The organism is Leifsonia sp. GW821-FHT13C09 (assembly GCF_058806435.1).
On record NZ_JBXAPS010000013.1, the window covers coordinates 1 to 18315 of the forward strand.

The following is an 18315-nucleotide window of genomic DNA, read 5'->3' on the forward strand; positions in this document are numbered from 1 at the left end:
CCCCCCCCCCCCCCCCCCCCCCCCCCCCCCCCCCCCCCCCCCCCCCCCCCCCCCCCCCCCCCCCCCCCCCCGCTTCTCGCTGTCAGACCTGCGCGCCCAGCTTGAAGCCCTGCGCCTCGTCGCCCTTGCGCGTGTACGAGAAGCCGTCGGCCCCGATGGTGACCTCCATCTCGGAGTCGTCGGTGCGCGTGGTGAGGGGCTGCGGGTTGCCGTCCAGGTCGAGCACGAGGGACGCGTCGGTGTACCAGGAGGGCACGACCGGGTTGCCCCACCAGTCGCGGCGCTGGTTGTCGTGCACATCCCAGGTGACGACCGGGTTGTCCGGGTCGCCCGTGTAGTAGTCCTGCGTGTAGATCTCGATGCGGTGGCCGTCGGGGTCGCGCAGGTAGAGATAGAAGGCGTTCGAGACCCCGTGGCGGCCGGGGCCGCGCTCGATGACGTCGCTCATGCGGAGCGCGCCGAGCTTGTCGCAGATCGCGATGATGTTGTGCTTCTCGTGCGTGGCGAACGCGATGTGGTGCAGGCGCGGGCCGTCGCCGCCGGTCATGGCGGTGTCGTGCACGGTGGGCTTGCGGCGCATCCAGGCGGCGTAGGTGGTGCCGGCCTCGTCCTGGATGTCCTCCGTCACGCGGAAACCGAGGTCCTCCATGTAGGCGACGGCGCGCGGCACGTCGGGGGTGACCTGGTTGAAGTGGTCGAGCCGCACGAGCGCGCCTGGGGTGTAGAGGTCGTAGCGCCAGGCGAGGCGCTCGACGTGCTGGACGTCGTAGAAGAACTCGTACGGGAAGCCGAGCGGGTCCTCCACCCGGACCGAGTCGCCGATGCCCTTCGTAAAGCCCTCAGCCCGGCGCTCGACCCGGCAGCCGAGCTCGGTGTAGAACGCGACGGCGCGGTCCAGGTCCTCCGGCGTCCGCACCCGGTACGAGAACGCGGCGGCGGCGGCGACCGGGCCCTTCCGCAGTACGAGGTTGTGGTGGATGAACTCCTCGAACGACCGCAGGTAGACGGTGTTCTCGTCCTCTTCCGTGACGACCAGGTCGAGCACGTTCACGTAGAAGTTACGGCTGGCCTCGAGGTCGGTGACGACCAGCTCCATGTACGCGCAGCGGACGACGTCCGGCGGTGTCGCCGTCGGAGTGGGGATGCGATGGGTGGGCGCCGGGATGGGGTCGCCGGAGGTGGTCACGGGCTCCGGGGCGTCCGGGGTGATGGGTGAGGTCATGTCAGAGCTTCCTTGCTGTGTCGACGGGGATGGAGGGATCAGGAGTCGCCGGCGTCCTCGGCGGCCTCCTCGGCCTCCTCGGGCTGGTGGACGGTGGCGCCGAAACGGGCGGTGTGCACCGGCCCGAGGGTGATGTGGACGGCCTGCTGGTCGGTGTAGAAGTCGATGGAGCGATAGCCGCCCTCGTGGCCGAGGCCGGAGGCCTTCACCCCGCCGAACGGGGTGCGGAGATCGCGGACGTTGTGCGAGTTGAGCCAGACCATCCCGGCCTCCACGTTCTGCGCGAAGGTGTGGGCGCGCTCCAGGTCGTTGGTCCAGAGGTAGGCGGCGAGGCCGTAACGCACACCGTTGGCAAGCTCCAGAGCCTCCTGGTCGGAGTCGAAGGGCGTGATCGCGACGACCGGACCGAAGATCTCCTCCTGGAAGATGCGCGCGTCCGGCTTCACGTCGGCGAACACCGTCGGGGCGACGTAGTTGCCGTGCTCCAGTCCCTTCGGGCGACCGCCGCCGGCGAGCAGCCGGCCCTCGCCCTTGCCGATCTCGACGTAGCTCATCACCTTCTCGAAGTGCTCCGGGTGCACGAGCGCGCCGACCTCGGTCTTCGGGTCGTGCGGGTCGCCGACGATGATGTTCTTCGCACGGGCGGCGTAGCGCTCGCAGAACTCGTCGTAGATCGCCCGCTCGACGAGGATGCGGGAGCCGGCGGTGCAGCGCTCCCCGTTCAGTGAGAACACCCCGAACAGGGTCGAGTCGATCGCCGCGTCCAGGTCGGCGTCCGCGAACACGACGGCCGGCGACTTGCCGCCGAGCTCCATCGACAGGCCCTTCAGGTACGGGGCCGCGTTGGCGAAGATCAGCTGCCCGGTCCGGCTCTCGCCGGTGAAGGAGATGAGCGGCACGTCCGGGTGCTTCACCAGCGCGTCGCCGGCCTCCTCCCCCAGGCCGTTGACCAGGTTGAAGACGCCGTCCGGCACACCGGCCTCGCGGAAGATCTCCGCCCACAGGCTCGCCGACAGCGGGGTGAACTCGGCCGGCTTGAGGACCACGGTGTTGCCGGTCGCGAGCGCCGGGGCGAGCTTCCAGCTCTCCAGCATGAACGGCGTGTTCCACGGCGTGATGAGCCCGGCGACGCCGATCGGCTTGCGGTTCACGTAGTTGAGCTGGCTGCCCGGCACCTTGTAGGCGTCGTCCGCCTGCGCCACGATCAGGTCGGCGAAGAACCGGAAGTTCTCCGCGGCCCGGCGCGCCTGTCCGAGCGCCTGCGTGATCGGGAGGCCGGTGTCGAAGGTCTCCAGCTCGGCGAGCCGAGCATCCTGCTCCTCCACCGCGTCGGCGATCCGGTTCAGGACGCGGGCGCGCTCGCGCGGCTTCAGCCGCGGCCACGCCCCCTGCTCGAACGCCCGGGTCGCGGCGGCGACGGCGAGGTCGATGTCCGCCTTCTGCCCCGCGGCGGCCTGCACGTAGGTCTCATTGGACACCGGGTCGAGGACGTCGAACGTCTTCCCGGAGACGCTGTCGACGAACTTCCCGTCGATGAAGTGCTGGATAGACGTCGGAAGGTTCTCGGGAACGTAGTGCTGCGCCATGCGCGGCCTCCTTGAGTGTGGAGAGCTTGGTCAGTGGTGGGCGTGCTCGTCCTGGTACGCGCGGAAGGCGTCCAGGGTCGCCAGCCGGTGACGGCGGGCGGCGAGCTCGATCTCGAGCGGCTCGGCGCCCGACTCGATGAGGGAGACGATCTGCGCGTGCTCGGCGACGGACTCGCGGGCGCGGCCGGGCACGAAGCTGAAGACGGAGTCACGGAGGACGGCGAGCCGGTTCCAGCCGCGGTGCACGAGGTCCAGGATGTGCGGGTTGGGGCACTCCTCGAACAGCACCGAGTGGAACTCCTGGTTGAGCTGGGTGAAGCGGTGCGGGTCGAATCCTTCGAGGCTCGCGATCATGGCGTCGTTGACCTGGCGCGCCCGGCGCAGGTGATCGGCCGTGAGCCGCGGAGCCGACAGCTGGGTGGCGGCGCCCTCCACCAGCGCGAGGGTCTCCATCGTGTACGCGTACTCGGTGGGCTGCAGGAAGGCGACCTGGGCGCCCACGTTCTTCTCGAACGTCACGAGGCCTTCGGCCTCCAGCCGCCGGATCGCCTCGCGCACCGGGACCACGCTGATGGCGAGCTCGCCGGCGATCGCCCCGAGCACCAGGCGGTAGCCCGAGACATAGCGCCCGTCCTCGATCCGTGCTCGGATGAACTCGTACGCGAGCTGGGATTTGCTCGGGGCCGCCGTGTTCAGCGCTGCGTCAGCCATGCGCGGTACCGATCCTTCCACTCCGCGTTCATCGGGAACAGCCCGTCGACCTTCTCTCCGCCGCGCACCATCTCCGCGACGAACTCCTCCTCGCGCTCCTGCTCGATCGCGTCGGCCACGACCTCCTCCACGAGCACGGGCGGGATCACGAGCAGCCCGTCGGCGTCGCCGACGATCACGTCGCCGGGCTGCACCGTGGCGCCGCCGCAGGCGATCGTGATGTCGGTGTCCCACGGCACGTGCTTGCGCCCGAGCACTGCGGGGTGCGGGCCGGCCGAGTAGGTCGGGATGTCGAGGGCCGCGACCACGGCGAGATCGCGCACGCCGCCGTCCGTGACGATGCCCGACGCGCCGTTCACCTGCGCGCGCAGGGCGAGCACATCGCCCACGGTGCCGCTGCCGCGCTCGCCGCGCGCCTCGATCACGAGCACCTCGCCGGCGCCGACCGCGTCGAACGCCCGCTTCTGGGCGTTGTAGCCGCCGCCGTGCGACGCGAAGAGGTCCTCCCGGTTCGGGACGAACCGCAGCGTGCGCGCCGTGCCGATCACCTTCGTGCCGGGGCGGGTGGAGGTCAGGCCGTCGATGCTCACGTTGTTCAGCCCGCGCTTGCGCAGCTGGGAGCTCAGGGTGGCGGTGGCGACGGAGGCGAGCTTGGCGCGCAGTTCGTCGGTCAGCACGAAGGCCTTCTCGGGCGGCCGCGACCATGCCTCACTGCGCTGGAAGTCGTCCACGCTCGGCTTGCTGCCGAAGTCGCCGAACGGCACGGTGCCCTCGGTGATGCGCGTGACCAGCCGGCCAGTGGTCGGGGTGCCGTGAACGGTCGGGGCGTCGACCTCCACCTCGACGACGTCGCCCGGCTGTGTGACCGACGACCCGGCCGGGGTGCCGGTGAGGATGACGTCACCCGGCTCCAGCGTCATCAGCTGCGAGAGGTCGGCGACCAGCTGCCCGAACGGGAAGAGCAGGTCGTCGGTCGTGCCCTCCTGCACCAGCTCGCCGTTCAGCCAGGTGCGCACGCGCAGGGCGCCGGGGTCGACGGCTGCCGCCGGGATGACCTCGGGCCCCAGGGGGGTGAAGCCGTCCCCACCCTTGGAGCGGACGTTCGAACCCTTGTCGGCGGCGCGCAGGTCGTAGAGGCCGAAGTCGTTGGCGGCGGTGACGCCGGAGACGGCCGCCCAGCCCTCGCCGGGCGAGACCCGGCGGGTGGGGTGACCGATGATGAGAGCGATCTCGCCCTCGAAGGCGAGCAGTTCGATTCCGGCGGGTCGCTCGAGCTCGCCTCCGGTGGAGGCGACGGAGGAGGCCGGCTTGAAGAAGTACGACGGCTGCGCCGGAGTGCGACCGCGCTGCGCCGCGCGCGACCGGTAGTTCAGGTGCACCGCGATGATCTTGCCGGGGCGGGCGGGCAGATCGTCCGGGTCGATGTCACTCACGGATCGTCGCTCCTCGTCGTCGGGGAATGTCCCTTCGGGACCATATCTGAGATCATATACGATCTTCACGAGGTCGGCAACCGGTAGCTCGCCGCCGTCGGCTCGTCCGCGATCGCGTGGATGGTGAAGTCGTCGAGCACGAGGCGGCGAGCGGACGTCACTTCGGATCGGCCGGGTACGTGGTCTCGTTGAGGATGGTGAACCGGCTGTCGAACGGGATGTGCACGGCGTCGAGCGTGGGGGCGTCCCAGCAGAACATGCGGCCGATCGACCGCTCCTTCTGGAGGTCGACGATCAGGAAGCTCTCGACGGCCATGACGGACTCCTGCCAGTAGAGGAGGTACAGGTCGTCGCCGAGCTCCCAGGCCTCGGCACGGTCCACGTCGGCGAGCCCGGCCTCCCCTCCCCGCACGCAGTGCCAGACGAAGGTGCCGGCGTCGAGGTAGATGTGCTCGTAGGCCTCGGTGGCGCTGTAGCGGTAGAAGATGCGGAGCCCGACCAGCGCGTCGGTGCGCCGACGCGGTTCGATCGGCCCGGCGCCGGCCACCCGTCCCGAGGAGAAGTCGGTGGTCGTGCGCACCGCGCCGTCGCGATCGACGAAGCGGGAGCGCGCACGCGTCACGCGACCGTCCGACAGGTCCAGCGCGAGAGAGTCGTTGACCGTAGCTGTCAGCGCTCCGTCGAGCAGGTCGAGGTAGAAGATCCCCGGTCGCGCCTCGACGGCGCGGTACCGGACGATCCGGCGCTCCCGCTCCGCTTCGGCCACCGCGAGCTCGTCCGAGGTGAGGAACTCGTAGGTCGTGCTCGGCGCACCGTCGTACAGGACGTCGAGGGTGCGGCCGACGAGTTCGCCCGAGGCGGGCAGCCCCGGCTCGCCGAAGCCCTGCAGCATGGTCGCGGTGCTCGGCCATTCGGCCTCGGCGACGAAGTCCTGAATGCGATCTTCCGTGTTCATGGGTAGCTCCTGTCGTGGTCGGGTCGGTCAGGCTTTCGGGCGGTGGATCACCTTGGGCGCCGCGACTGCCTTCAGGCCGTCGACGCCGAACTCGAGCCCGTAGCCCGAGCCCTTCACGCCACCGAACGGCGCCAGCGGGTGGAGGGTGCCGTGACGGTTGATCCACACGGAGCCCGCCTTGAGCTTGGCCGCCACCTCCGAGGCGGCCGCGAGGTCGGAGGACCACACGGACGCGCCGAGACCGACGTCGAGGCGGTTGGCGTTCGTCACCGCCTCGTCCACGTCGGTGTACTTGATGATCGGCAGCACGGGGCCGAACTGCTCCTCGTCGACGATGGGGTCTCCGTCGCTGACGTCGGCGACGAGGGTGATGGGGTAGAACAGGTCGCCGAGTTCCTTCGCCGGGCTGCCTCCCGTGACGATGCGGGCTCCGCGGGCGCGCGCGTCCTCCACGAGGCCGCTCACGATCTCGAACTGGGCCTGGTTCTGCACCGGGCCGAGCAGGCTGGTCTCGTCCAGGCTCGGACCCAGCGGCACCGACGTGCTGAAACGGGCGAGGGCGTCGATGACGTTCTCGTACTGCGACTCGTGCACATACAGTCGCTTGAGCGCGGCGCAGGTCTGGCCGGTGTTGATGAAGGCGCCCCAGAAGAGGTCGCCCACGATGGCCTCGGGGTCCGTGTCGGGGAGCACGATGCCGGCGTCGTTGCCGCCGAGCTCGAGCGTCAGGCGGGCGAGGTTGCCGGCCGAGCTCTCGATGATGCTCCGGCCAGTGGCGGTGGAGCCGGTGAACATGATCTTCGCGATGGAAGGGTGCGCGGCGAGGAGCGATCCGACGTCGCGGCCGGCGGAGATGCCGATGAGGACGTCCGCCGGGAGTGCTTCGTTCAGGATGGAGATGAGTGCCAGCACGCTCAGCGGCGTGTAACCGGAGGGCTTGACGATCACGGTGTTCCCCATCCGCAGCGAGGGGGCGCTCTGCCAGATGCCGATCATCAGGGGCCAGTTCCACGGGCCGATGGCGGCGACCACCCCGAGCGGCTCGTACACGAGCTCGGCGACGAGGTTCTCGTCCTCGACCACGACCTGCGGGTCGAGCTGGAGGTCGGCGGTGACGCGCAGCCAGGTGGCCACAGCGCCGACCTCGAAGCGGGCGTTGGGCCCGTTCAGTGGCTTGCCCTGCTCACGGGCGAGGAGTTCGACGAGCGCCTCGGAGGACTCGTCGACCAGGTCGGCGGCCAGACGGAGCGCGTCCGCACGAGCGGCATCCCCCAGGGCGGCCCAGGCGGGTTGCGCCTGCTCCGCGCGGCTGATCGCCGCTTCCAGGTCGTCCGCGGTGTGCCGCGGCGCGTAGCCGATCAGTTCGCCGGTCGCGGGTTCGCGGACAGGTTTGCCGGAGGTCTCCTCGCCCAGCACGCGCTGGAGCAGTTCATCGTAGGTGGTCATGGTCGAAGCCTCGATCTCGTCGGTTCAGGGGTCAGTTGTGGTCGGAAGCGGAGGCGAGCGGACCCGGCTCCTCAGGTGCGGTGCGCCGGGGCCGGCTGACCAGGAACCCGACGAGGAAGCAGATCGGGACGATGATCAGAAGCACGATCGCGGTCGTGAGCTCGCCGCCGATCAGAGCGGTGAAGTTCGACACGACCAGGAACAGCACACCCAGCAGGAGGACGGCGGAGAGAGAGGGCGCGATGACGGTCTGCCACGGTTTGCGGCCCTCCCGGTTCCGGGCGAAGTAGACGACGACGGCGGCCGAGCAGAGGACGTAGAGCACCACGAGCGCGGCGACGGAGACGCCGCTGAGCCAGGAGAACAGGGTGAGCACGGGGTCGAGGCCGAGGAAGGCGAAGGGCAGGACGAGCACCAGCGACATCACGGTCTGCACCCACGCTGCGGCGAACGGCGCCTGGTGCCGGTTGGTCCGCGAGACCCGAAGCGGCAGGGAGCCGTCGAGGCCGAGGGAGTGGAGATACCGGTTGATGCCGTTGTGGAACGCGAGGATGCCCGCGAACAACGAGGTGACCAGCAGGATGCTCGCGACGATGCCGGACCAGCCGCCGAGCACACCGTCGAGTGCCTTGAACACGAACGAGGTGGAGTCGCCCGACTGAACCGCCTTGCCGGCGGCCGCGGTGACCTTCGACGCGCCGTAATAGCTCACGAACATCCATGCAACGAACGACAGGAAGATCGAGATGACGGCGACCGACAGGTACGTCGCACGTGCAACGGTGCGGCGAGGATCCTTCGCCTCGCCGGAGTAGATGGCGGTCGACTCGAAGCCGAACATGGACGCGACGGCGAACATCAGGGCGACGCCGGGCGCGCCGGAGAGGACGGCGCTCGGCGAGAAGCTGGCGACCGGGTTGATGCCCTCCGGTCCGCCGCCCGTGAACAGAACCCCGAAGGAGAACGCCAGCAGGACGGCCACCTCGCAGGCCACGAGGACCGCGAGGACGCGGGCGCCGAGCTCGATGTTGAGCGATCCCAGAACCTGGACCAGAGCCACCGTCACGATCACCGGCACCCACCAGGGCAGCGTGAGCCCGAGGGCGGCGAAGAGGGCGGAGACGGATACGCCGTACAGCCCGTACATGGCCGCCTGGACGGTCGCATAGGCGAGGATGGCGAGCCACGCCGCTCCGGAACCCGTGCGCCGGCCGAACGCGGCTCCGACGTACGCGTAGAACGCGCCGTTGACTTTGATCCGCCGGGACATCGCGATGAACCCGACCGCGAAGAGGGTGATGACGATGCCGATGACCACGTAGGCGCCGGGTGCTCCCGCGCCGTTTCCCAGGAAGACGGTCAGGGGAAGCGCGCCCGCGATGGCGGTCAACGGCGCCTGGGCGGAGAGGACGAAGAACAGGATGCCGAGCACGCCGACGGCGTTCCGGCGCAGGCCGGACGACGAAGCAGCGGGCTCCACGGACTCGGAGGCGACAGGCAAGGGTGACGCTGAAGCGGTCATGAGGATCTTCCTTGATCTCGGGTGGGAAATGTTACGCGCCGACGATGGCCGATGCGCGGGGGATGAGGGGTGCGTCAGTGCGGATGGTGCTGCGGGCTGCGGCGAGCCCGCTTTGGATCGCTCCGTCGATGAATCCGCCCCAGCCGTCGGCGAGGTCGGATCCGGCGAAGCGGATGGGGCCGACAGGAGCCTGGAGCGAGGCCAGGGACTCCGTGAGGAATCCCGTTCGGTGCATCGGCCAGGTCTCTCCTGCGTACGGGTCTGCGACCCAGTCGTGGCCGACCGTCTCGAGGACGACCGCGTCGGGTACCAGACGTCGCAACGTCTCCTCGACGAGGCCTCGGTCATCCGGGCCGACCGCCGTGGCATCGGGGCCGAAGCAGACCACGATGGTCGAGCCGTCCCGGATGTACTCGGTCTGGAAGAAGTTGAGCGGCCAGTCGGCGGAACCGAGGGCGACGAACGGAGCGCGCTCACCGTCCAGCCGTGCCCAGATCTTGGTGCCGAGACCCGCTTGGCCTCGCCCGATCGCGCTCGTCGAGGGCGCCGGCAGCTCGGGCTCGAACGCGATGTGCCGGAGGGCGTGCAGCGGTGCGGTCACGATCACAGCGGAAGCGTGCAGGACCGAACCGTCGGCCAGCTCGACGGCGGCGCCGTCCGGCGTCTCGGCGATCCGTCGCACTTCCCGCTCCAGCAGCAGATCTCCGGTGATGTCGCCGGCGATGGCTGCGGCGAGCCGCCGGGTGCCGCCCTGGATCTTGTAGCTGGCGCACGCTTCGAAGTTGACCCGCCAGTCCCCGTTCGTCAGCGCGATCCAGCGGAGGGCCTGGGAGAAAGCCGCGTCATCGAGTCGGCCGTTGAAGTTCAGCGTCCAGAACGATTCGAGGAGCTCCCGCTGCACCGGCGGCAGGTCGAGTCCGGCGATCGCCCGCGCCATGCTGAGGGTGTCCGCGTCGGCGAGAGCTCGCGGGCCGTTCGCCAGGCAGTCGAAAGGCTGCGGGAACAACGCGCGCGCGTCGTGGCCGAGGAGGGTGTTGGGGAGGTCCAGCAGTTCGAGCAGGTCGTCGGGCGATCCCGTGTGTGCACGTCCGTCGCTCCACCAGTGCGCGACCTCAGGGGTGGGGCTCGCCACGGTTCCGATTCCGTAGCGCTGGAGCTCGGCCCAGACGAACGGCTGGGTCCAGTGGACCCAGGTGCCGCCGAGCTCCAGTTCCATCCCGAACTCGGGGCGCGTCCAGGTGCGGCCGCCGATCCGGTCGCGTGCTTCGACGACGGCGACGCGGCGTCCGCGCTGCGAAAGCTCCCGCGCGGCCACGAGGCCGGCGAAGCCGGCGCCGACGACGATGACGTCGTATCTGTTCTCGGTCATCGCGGGTGCCTAGCTATAGACGAAGAACTCGACGACGGGCTCATGGATGGTCCAGCGGGTCGAGACGCCCGTGTCGAGTGTCGCCGCTGATCCCGGGCCGAGCTCGACGGCCGGGCCGCCGTCGATCTCCAGGCTCAGTCGGCCTTGGACGATGAAGATGGACTCGTCGGCCTCGCCCACGACCGTGAACGGTTCGGGAGCGTCTTCGGGGCTGACGACCCAGAAGCCGGCCGCGCTGCCGGCACGGCTGCCTTCACCGAATCGACGGATCCACTGGACCCGCCCGACCTCGAACGGCTCGAGCGCCGATTCGTCGTACGAACCTGCCGAGTATTCGGTGTGATCGGCCATCGGGTTCTCCTCCACAGTGAGGTGCCGGCGCGGAGCGCGACGTCAAACTAAGCAAGTGCTTAGTGAATGTAAGCAGATGCTTAGTTCTGTGTCAACAGGCGCGTTCGGATCGGTACCATCGACGAATGAAGACAAACGGCCGCGCGGCGTACGGCACGGGGCGCGACCTCCTGATCGAGGCGGCGATCCGCGTGGTCGCGAGCAAGGGCCTCCGTGGGCTCACCTACCGCGCGGTCGGCGAGGAAGCCGGCGTGAACAACACGCTGATCGCGCACCATTTCGGCAGCAGGGACGCCCTCCTCGCCGCGGCCCTCGACGGCGTGACGCAGGACGCCATCGAATCGACCCGGCTGCTCCTGTTCTCCACCTCCGAGGAGGAGTTCATCGAGGCCCTCCTGAACAGCACCCGATCCAGCCCGGAACTCCATTCCTTCCAGTACGAGATGATCCTGGAGGCCAGACGCAATCCCGCCTTCCGTCCCGCGGTGAAGAAGTCGTACGCGGACTACATCGACGCGATGAAGGACGGCTTGACAGCGTTCGGGATCACCGAGAACCTCGACTCCATCGCCCGAGTGACCTTCGCGAGCCTTGACGGGCTCGTGATGCAGCGCATCGCCGGCGTCGACGAGGAGTCCATCCGCGACGCCATCCGGGCCGTGTGGAACGAGCTCTCGACACTCGCCGGGCTGACGCATCGCGCATGATCGGCGGAGGGATCGTCAGAACGAAACGACGTCCGTGAACCGTGTCAGCGTGGGCGGCCCGGCCAAGTACTCGCCGAGGCCCGAGGCGCCGGGCCCGGCCCGCCAGGCGCGATAGGCCTCGTCATGCTCGAGGGACTCCCAGCGCTCGACCGCAACCACGTGCGCGGGGTCTGTGACGTCCGTGACGATCTGAACGCCCAGGCAGCCCTCGAATGCGCGTGTGTCCGCGAGGATGTCGCGCAGCGCGCGAGGCCCGTCTTCGAGGTGGTCGGCGGCAAAGCGCAGGTCGAGGAGGGAGGTGACAGTCACGCTTGCGACGCTAGCACTCGACGATGCGCAGGACGCGGCCGCGACCGCCTCACCTGAACGCCGATCACGGCCGGGTACCGGATAATAAGCCGTGGTCTCTTGGCTGGTTCAGCAGTTCTCCGGGGTGGGTATCATCTCCGGTCCCCTGCCGTACGCGTTGCTCGTGCTCTCGGGGATTCTGACCGGCATTCTGATCACACAGGTCGGCCTACGTCACCGCCAGGACCCGCATCGGCGCCTGATCGGCGTCCTTGTCGCCCTGTGCATCGGAGAGGCGATCGGGGCACTCGTCTTCTGGGTCGTCGCAGTCGGGTGGAACCCGTTCGGCATTCCCGTCCCCCATGCCATCGCCGCGTATGCGGCCGCGCTCGGCGGCTCCATCGCGATCGCCGCGCTTTCCATTCACCGGGCGCGCTGGTGGAGGTCGCTTCTCGCCGCGCTGACGGTCGGCGTCGTCCTGGTCGCCGGCACACTCGCCTCCAGCGCCGCATTCGGAGTCAACCCCACGATCGGTTCCCTTTTCGGCGTCACTCCGACCTCCAACGCGGCGGATCAGACGGCCCTCGTCCACCCCGTCGCGACCAAGGCCGTGACGGACATCGCGAAGTCGTGGACTCCGCCGCGCGGCATGCCGAAGCACGGAAAGACCGAGTCGGTGAAGATTCCGGCCCCGCACTCGGGATTCGCCGCGCGCGACGCCGGACTCTATCTCCCGCCGGCCGCGCTCGTGCCCAACGCCCCACGCCTTCCCCTGATGATCCTGATGATGGGACAGCCGGGCAACCCCGACCCGCAATACGTCGGGGCGGTGCTGGACCAGTTCGCCGCACGGAACCACGGACTGGGCCCGATCGTCGTCGTCGCCGACCAGCTCGGCGACCCCACTCAGGACCCCGGCTGCACGGATTCCGCACGCTTCGGAAAAGCCGAGACCTACATCACGGTCGACGTCCTCGACTGGGCCCGCCAACACCTGGACGTCGACCCGTCCGGCTCCACGACGACGATCGCGGGGTACTCGAACGGCGGCGCCTGCGCGATGCTGTTCGCCTCGAAGTACCCCGACGACTTCCGCAACGTGGTGGACATCTCGGGCGAGCTCTTCCCCGGATCAGAGGACCCCGCCGCCATGCTCGACTCCGTCTTCGTCGGGAACCAGGCGGCGTACGACGCACAAAAGCCGGCGACCTACCTTGCCGGCCACACCTACCGCGGACTGGCCGTCTTCACCGCCGGGTCGAACGATCCCTTCTATGTCCAGTCCGGCCAGCAAGCCCAGAAGCTCTTCCAACGAGCCGGCTACGTCACCGAATTCGCCGAAGTCCCCAATGGCGGCCATGTGCTGGGCGCCATCCACGGAGGATTCGCCATCGCATTCACCGCCCTGTACCCGTCGCTCGGGCTGAAGGTCGCAGTCCTTCCCTGACGAGCGCGGATCTGGAACTCACCCGGCGTCGGAAATCTCTCGGATGAGTCGATCGATCTTGTCCCGGACGTCGAGCTGCTCCTCGTCTGCGTGCGTGAAGAGGATGCGGTAGATCACCGGAGCCACGACCACATCGACCACGCGATCGGTCGTCGGGGGCGTCTCGCCTCGCTCGATCGCCCGCGACCGGATCTCCTCGATGTACCGCCGCAGGATCTCGAAGTAGTCGGTGGTCACGTCCTTGTCAGCGACCATGTCGCGCAGGACCTGCCGCCCGAGTTCGGTGGAGAACTCCTCGACGTACGGGACGAACCAGGCGAGGAGGTCTCCCTCGAGCGTGCCGGTGTCCTCCACCTGTTCGAGGGCGAGAGAGTTCGACGCCACCGCGGCCAGCAATCCCTGGAGGTCGCGCCACCGGCGATAAATCGTGCTCGTGTTGACGCCTGCCCGCTTGGCGATCTCCGGAATGGAGAGGGCGGTCCGGTCCCCGCCGTTCTCCTCGAGGAGCTCGGTCACCGCCGAGTGCACCGCCAGTTGGATGCGCGCGCTGCGGCCTCCCGGGCGGGCTGTCGGTGCGGTGGCCATGGGTCGAGTCTAGGGTTCGCACCTTAAAGCGCAAAGTATGCGTTTAGGGAGTAGTGTTAAAGCGTACTTTTCGCTTTAAGGAATCGAGGTCCTGATGAGACGCCGTCACGCGGCATTCTGGTTGCACGCTGCGGTGCTCGTTGTGTTCATCGGCGGCTCCGCAGCCCCCTCGCCGCTGTACGCGCGGTACGCGCACGAGTGGGGGCTCGGGCCGATCGCCGTCACGGCGGTCTTCGCCGTCTACGCGGCCGCCATCCTCGTCACTCTGCTGATCACGGGTTCTCTCGCTGATCACCTCGGCACACGGCCGGTGCTCATCGCGGCGATCGTGCTGGAGATCGCGGCGATGCTCCTCTTCGCGGGCGCAGCCTCCCCCGCAGCCCTCATCGCCGCGCGGGTGATCCAAGGGGTGGCGACCGGGGCGACGATGAGCGCTGCCGGGGCCGCACTCATGGCGTTCGAGAACCCCGACCGTCCGGCCGGGTCGCTGCTCAACAGCCTCGCCTCACCTGTCGGGCTCTCGAGCGGGGCGATCGGATCGTCCCTCCTGGTCGGTTTCGCCCCCGCACCGGCGCAGGTGGTCTATCTGACGATCGCGGCGCTGCTGGTGATGCTGGGGATCCCGCTCGCCCTCCACCCGCAGACCGGGGGAACGCTGCGGTGGACGGCCCGATCGCTCGTCCCGCGGCTCCGCATCCCTGCTGCCGCGGTGAAGACGGTCGCCACGGCGATGCCGGTCGGCGCCGCGACGTGGGCGCTCGGGGGGTTCTACCTCTCGCTCGGACCTGCGATCGTTCGTTCACTCACCCACGATCCGGCGGTCATCATCGGCGGCCTCGCGCTTTTCGCACTGTTCTTCCCCGCCGCGATCGCCGTGTTCGCAGCGCGACGGTGGTCCGACCGCACGACCATGCTCGTCGGCGTCATCTGCCTCATCACCGGCGTCTCGGTCACCGCGCTCGCCGTGGCCTCCGGGTCGGTGGTCCTCTACTTCGTCGGAACGATGGTGGCCGGCTGCGGTTTCGGCAGCGGCTACTCCGGAGCACTGCGGGTCACTCTCCCGCTCGCCGCACCCCACGAGCGCGCCGGCATGTTCTCGGCGGTCTACGTCATCTGCTACCTCGGGTTCAGCGTCCCGGCCGTCGCCGCAGGCGCACTCACGACCGTCGTCGGACTGAAGCCGACGACCCTCGTCTACGGTGCGGTCCTCGTCCTGGCAGCGATCCCCGCGTTCATCGCCAACCTCCGACCGGCCCGACCGCGCCGCAACCCTGTCGCCACCTCGACCGGCTCGCTGCGGGCCGTGCTCGGGTCGACCGCCTCGCTCTGAGCCTCAACACCGAAGGAGACATCCATGTCTTTCACCCCGCCCACCAATGTCGACACCCGGCCTCTCGCGGTCATCGGCGGCGGCACCCTGGGCCGACGCATCGCACTGATGCTCGCCCTTCACGGAGCGGAAGTGCGTGTCCACGACACCGACCGCGCGACCGCTGACGCCGCGACGGCCTTCGTCGAAGCGGCGCGTCCGGACGTCGCGACGGCATTCGGGGGCACGCCCGACGGCGCCGTGACCGCGACCACAGACCTCAGCGCCGCGCTCGACGATGCGTGGCTGGTCATCGAGGCCGTCCCCGAGAAGCTGACCCTGAAGAAGCAGGTCTTCGCCGACCTCGACAGGCACGCGAGCCCGGACGCCGTCCTCGCGAGCAACTCCTCCTCGTTCCCCACCTCGGCCTTCCGCGACAGTGTCGGCGATCCCGCCCGACTGCTGAACGCCCACTTCTACATGCCGCCCGAGGCACGCTCGGTCGAGCTGATGTCGAGCGGGGCCACTACCGACGAGGTCATTGAGCTGGTGCGTTCCGAGTTCAGCCGGTACCACCTCCTCCCGCACATCGTGCGCAAAGAGAGCACGGGCTTCATCTTCAACCGCATCTGGGCGGCGATCAAACGTGAGGCCCTCTCCGTCGTCGCCGAGGGCGTCGCAGACCCCGCCGACGTCGACGCGTTGTTCGCCGACCTCTTCCGCGCCAAGCTCACCCCCTTCCGCTTCATGGACCAGGTCGGCCTCGACGTCGTCCTCGACATCGAAGACCACTACTCCGCCATCGCAGGCCGCGAGAACACGCTCGCCCCATTCCTCCGCTCCTACATCGAGCAGGGCCGTCTCGGCGTCAAGACCGGGCGTGGCATCTACGACGACTACGCCTGAGGCGAAGGACGGTGCGCTCTCGCTCGCGAGCGGGCGACTCTTCCCCGCCCCGCCCCACGCCTCCTAGAGTCGGGCTGTGGGGATGCAGCGGATCGAGGGCGGATCCTTCCAGATGGGGTCGACGGCCTTCTATACGGATGAGGGCCCCGTGCACGCGCGAACGGTCGCGTCCTTCGAGATCGATGCGACCCCGGTGACCAATGCCGAGTTCGCGGAGTTCGTGGACGACACGGGTTATGTGACCGTGGCCGAGCGGCCGTTGGAGCCCGAGGACTTCCCCGGCGCCGACCCCGCGGACCTGGTGCCGGGCGCGATGGTGTTCATGCCCACTGATGGGCCCGTTGACCTCTCGGACTGGCGTGCCTGGTGGGCGTGGGTGCCGGGAGCGCACTGGAGGGCGCCGTTCGGCCCGGCGTCGACGATCTCCGACCGAATGGACCATCCTGTCGTCTCCGTCGCCTTCGAGGACGCACTGGCCTTCGCGGCCTGGGCGGGCAAGCGACTACCCACCGAGGCCGAGTGGGAGTACGCAGCACGAGGCGGTCACGAGGCACGTACGTTCGCCTGGGGGGAGTCGCCTCGCCCCGACGGGAAGCTGATGGCGAACACCTGGCAGGGCCGGTTCCCATACCGGAACACCGGAGCGGACGGGTGGGTCGGCACATCGCCGGTCGGCTCTTTCCCCGCGAACGACTTCGGGCTGTTCGACATGATCGGAAATGTCTGGGAATGGACGACCGACGTGTACACGTACGGCCACATCGTCCCCGGCCGGAGCCCGGCGCCGGCTCCTCAGGACCGGCCCAGCCTGCTCGCTCCGCCTCCGCCGGAGGAGCCGCGGCGGGTGCTCAAGGGAGGTTCGCATCTGTGCGCTGCCGAGTACTGCCTGCGCTACCGCCCGGCGGCGCGGTCGCCGCAATCGGAGGACACGGCGACCACGCACATCGGCTTCCGTTGTGCCCGGTCGGTCTGACGATCAGTCACGGGCGAAGGCCGCCGCCTCCTCCTTGGCCAGGTCGACGAACGGTTCGCCGCTGACATCGATGGGGACCGCCGGATGACACCGCCGGTGAACGGCCAGGGCGATTCTTCGGCGTAGTCGTCGGTGACCGGTTCCGCGGTGTCCTTGCCCACATTTGCGGCCGACCAGCACATTCAATGGCATGGCCAGGGCAGGGCATGGCGGAGACGGAGGGATTTGAACCCTCGGTCCCCTTACGGGGACTCCACCTTAGCAGGGTCGAGTAAGCCGACTACTTACCGCATTTTCGGTGATCGGATGCAATGATCCCCGTCCTGGGCACAACGCGAAGATGATTGCAACTGTCCTCTGGCTGTCCCGACGGTGGTCATACTGCAGCGCGGTCCCGCTGTGAGCGACCTGCCCGGATCCGTCATCGTAGGTGGCTATGGGCACCTTGCCGTTTCACCAACCCCCCGCGCGCCGATGTTGTGCGCTCAAAATGAATGGGGCGGCTAGATGTTGCTGCCGGCGACTCTTCCCCGAACGCTGTCGTAAGCTCAGAACCTCTGGGTAGATCAACCGGGTAAGGACAAGCAAAACCGGCTAGCTCCGCGCCGCCGCAGGCGGCTCCAAAGCTCAGAGGGATGACGACGCAGCTGGCCGCTCCAGCCAAGCTCGGACCCCCTGCGATAGACGCATCTGCCGCGAGATCGGCTGGCGCGAAAATGGACTAACGTGAACCTAGCTCCTCAATGGCTCAGATCGGGAGACGCCTCTAGCGGTTGGGAACTACCGTCATGATGTTAACGGCCACCTCGCCTGCGAGGCGCCGATAGTGATCGTGTAGGTCGACATCAAGGAGGTCGCGGCCGAAATTCTCGCGGAATGTATAGCGATTCGCGACGTGGAAGACGGAGTACGCGCTCACTAGCATGTGCAGATCGAGAGCATCGATATCGGTCCTAAAGGATCCATCAGCGACCCCCCGCTCGAGCACACGCTGGAACGTCGCCACCGCGGTCGAATTCAGTTCGCGGATCTTGCTAGAACCGCGCAGGTGTTCGGCCTTGTGCACGTTCTCGATCGCGACAAGTCTGACGAAGTCGCGGTGGGTCGTGTGGTGTTCATACGTCGATTCCGCGAGCGAGCGCAGCGCAGCGATCGGGCTCAGCTCGTCGACGTCGAGATCGCGCTCGAGCTGACGGATCACCGCGTACGCGGACTCGAGGACAGCCAGATAGAGACCTTCTTTCGACTCGAAGTAGTAATAGATCATCCGCTTGGTCGTCGTGGTCAGGGCAGCGATCTCGTCGACACGAGCGCCGGCGAACCCGTTGTCGGCGAACTCGGCTGTGGCTACCCGAAGGATGTCCTCCTTGGTCCGCCGAGCATCACGAATCTTCATCGCCGGTTCGCCTTCTGCGGTATTGACCATCGCTCTTCCACCCTTTGTCACGGCATTCACTCCGTCCTGGACTAGACGGTACATTGACCCGCAGGCTTCATCCCGCAAA

At 68.5% G+C, this 18315-nt stretch carries 17 protein-coding genes; 5 read left to right on the forward strand and 12 right to left on the reverse strand.

Features of this window, described 5'->3' with window-relative positions:
* Positions 1–82: 82 nt before the first annotated feature.
* From hpaD to AC1ROW_RS20775, 9 genes are all read right to left on the reverse strand, one after another.
* Positions 83–1222: a 3,4-dihydroxyphenylacetate 2,3-dioxygenase gene (gene hpaD / locus AC1ROW_RS20735; RefSeq protein ID WP_493021415.1), complete on the reverse strand. Its 1140-nt coding sequence runs from the start codon at positions 1220–1222 to the stop codon at positions 83–85.
* A 38-nt stretch (positions 1223–1260) separates the two neighbouring features.
* Entirely contained in the window at positions 1261–2808 is a 1548-nt protein-coding gene (gene hpaE / locus AC1ROW_RS20740; protein WP_493021417.1) for a 5-carboxymethyl-2-hydroxymuconate semialdehyde dehydrogenase, read from the reverse strand.
* 30 nt (positions 2809–2838) lie between these two features.
* Positions 2839–3519: a GntR family transcriptional regulator gene (locus tag AC1ROW_RS20745; RefSeq protein ID WP_493021419.1), complete on the reverse strand. Its 681-nt coding sequence runs from the start codon at positions 3517–3519 to the stop codon at positions 2839–2841.
* On the reverse strand, positions 3501–4952 hold the full coding sequence (locus tag AC1ROW_RS20750; RefSeq protein ID WP_493021421.1) for a fumarylacetoacetate hydrolase family protein: 1452 nt from the start codon (positions 4950–4952) through the stop codon (positions 3501–3503). Before AC1ROW_RS20750 ends, AC1ROW_RS20745 begins: the two co-directional genes overlap by 19 nt.
* Before the next feature lie 157 nt (positions 4953–5109).
* Entirely contained in the window at positions 5110–5907 is a 798-nt protein-coding gene (locus tag AC1ROW_RS20755) for a MoaF C-terminal domain-containing protein (protein ID WP_493021423.1), read from the reverse strand.
* A 27-nt stretch (positions 5908–5934) separates the two neighbouring features.
* Complete coding sequence (locus AC1ROW_RS20760; RefSeq protein WP_493021425.1) at positions 5935–7353, reverse strand: aldehyde dehydrogenase family protein; 1419 nt, start codon at positions 7351–7353, stop codon at positions 5935–5937.
* A 31-nt stretch (positions 7354–7384) separates the two neighbouring features.
* Positions 7385–8875: an APC family permease gene (locus AC1ROW_RS20765; RefSeq protein WP_493021427.1), complete on the reverse strand. Its 1491-nt coding sequence runs from the start codon at positions 8873–8875 to the stop codon at positions 7385–7387.
* A 31-nt stretch (positions 8876–8906) separates the two neighbouring features.
* Positions 8907–10244, reverse strand: coding sequence for a flavin monoamine oxidase family protein (locus tag AC1ROW_RS20770; RefSeq protein WP_493021429.1), 1338 nt, complete (start codon positions 10242–10244; stop codon positions 8907–8909).
* A 9-nt stretch (positions 10245–10253) separates the two neighbouring features.
* A complete protein-coding gene (locus AC1ROW_RS20775; RefSeq protein ID WP_493021431.1) occupies positions 10254–10595 on the reverse strand; it encodes a cupin domain-containing protein in 342 nt (113 codons plus the stop codon).
* Between the two features lie 125 nt (positions 10596–10720).
* Between AC1ROW_RS20775 and AC1ROW_RS20780 the strand changes: the two genes are divergently transcribed.
* The gene (locus AC1ROW_RS20780; RefSeq protein ID WP_493021433.1) at positions 10721–11302 is read left to right on the forward strand and encodes a TetR/AcrR family transcriptional regulator; all 582 of its coding nucleotides are present in this window, start codon (positions 10721–10723) and stop codon (positions 11300–11302) included.
* Positions 11303–11317: 15 nt separating this feature from the next.
* On the opposite strand, the gene AC1ROW_RS20785 is transcribed toward AC1ROW_RS20780, so the two are convergent.
* Complete coding sequence (locus tag AC1ROW_RS20785) at positions 11318–11611, reverse strand: putative quinol monooxygenase (RefSeq protein ID WP_493021435.1); 294 nt, start codon at positions 11609–11611, stop codon at positions 11318–11320.
* A 91-nt stretch (positions 11612–11702) separates the two neighbouring features.
* Between AC1ROW_RS20785 and AC1ROW_RS20790 the strand changes: the two genes are divergently transcribed.
* On the forward strand, positions 11703–13037 hold the full coding sequence (locus AC1ROW_RS20790) for an alpha/beta hydrolase (protein ID WP_493021437.1): 1335 nt from the start codon (positions 11703–11705) through the stop codon (positions 13035–13037).
* An 18-nt stretch (positions 13038–13055) separates the two neighbouring features.
* Here AC1ROW_RS20790 and AC1ROW_RS20795 read toward each other — a convergent pair whose 3' ends face one another.
* A complete protein-coding gene (locus tag AC1ROW_RS20795) occupies positions 13056–13622 on the reverse strand; it encodes a TetR/AcrR family transcriptional regulator (RefSeq protein ID WP_493021439.1) in 567 nt (188 codons plus the stop codon).
* 94 nt (positions 13623–13716) lie between these two features.
* Here AC1ROW_RS20795 and AC1ROW_RS20800 point away from each other — a divergent pair, with 94 nt between their 5' ends.
* From AC1ROW_RS20800 to AC1ROW_RS20810, 3 genes are all read left to right on the forward strand, one after another.
* The gene (locus tag AC1ROW_RS20800) at positions 13717–14952 is read left to right on the forward strand and encodes an MFS transporter (RefSeq protein WP_493021441.1); all 1236 of its coding nucleotides are present in this window, start codon (positions 13717–13719) and stop codon (positions 14950–14952) included.
* Between the two features lie 24 nt (positions 14953–14976).
* The gene (locus AC1ROW_RS20805) at positions 14977–15837 is read left to right on the forward strand and encodes a 3-hydroxyacyl-CoA dehydrogenase family protein (protein ID WP_493021443.1); all 861 of its coding nucleotides are present in this window, start codon (positions 14977–14979) and stop codon (positions 15835–15837) included.
* An 82-nt stretch (positions 15838–15919) separates the two neighbouring features.
* Entirely contained in the window at positions 15920–16810 is an 891-nt protein-coding gene (locus AC1ROW_RS20810; RefSeq protein WP_493021462.1) for a formylglycine-generating enzyme family protein, read from the forward strand.
* Positions 16811–17576: 766 nt separating this feature from the next.
* On the opposite strand, the gene AC1ROW_RS20815 is transcribed toward AC1ROW_RS20810, so the two are convergent.
* Entirely contained in the window at positions 17577–18236 is a 660-nt protein-coding gene (locus tag AC1ROW_RS20815) for a TetR/AcrR family transcriptional regulator (RefSeq protein WP_493021445.1), read from the reverse strand.
* Positions 18237–18315 lie beyond the last annotated feature (79 nt).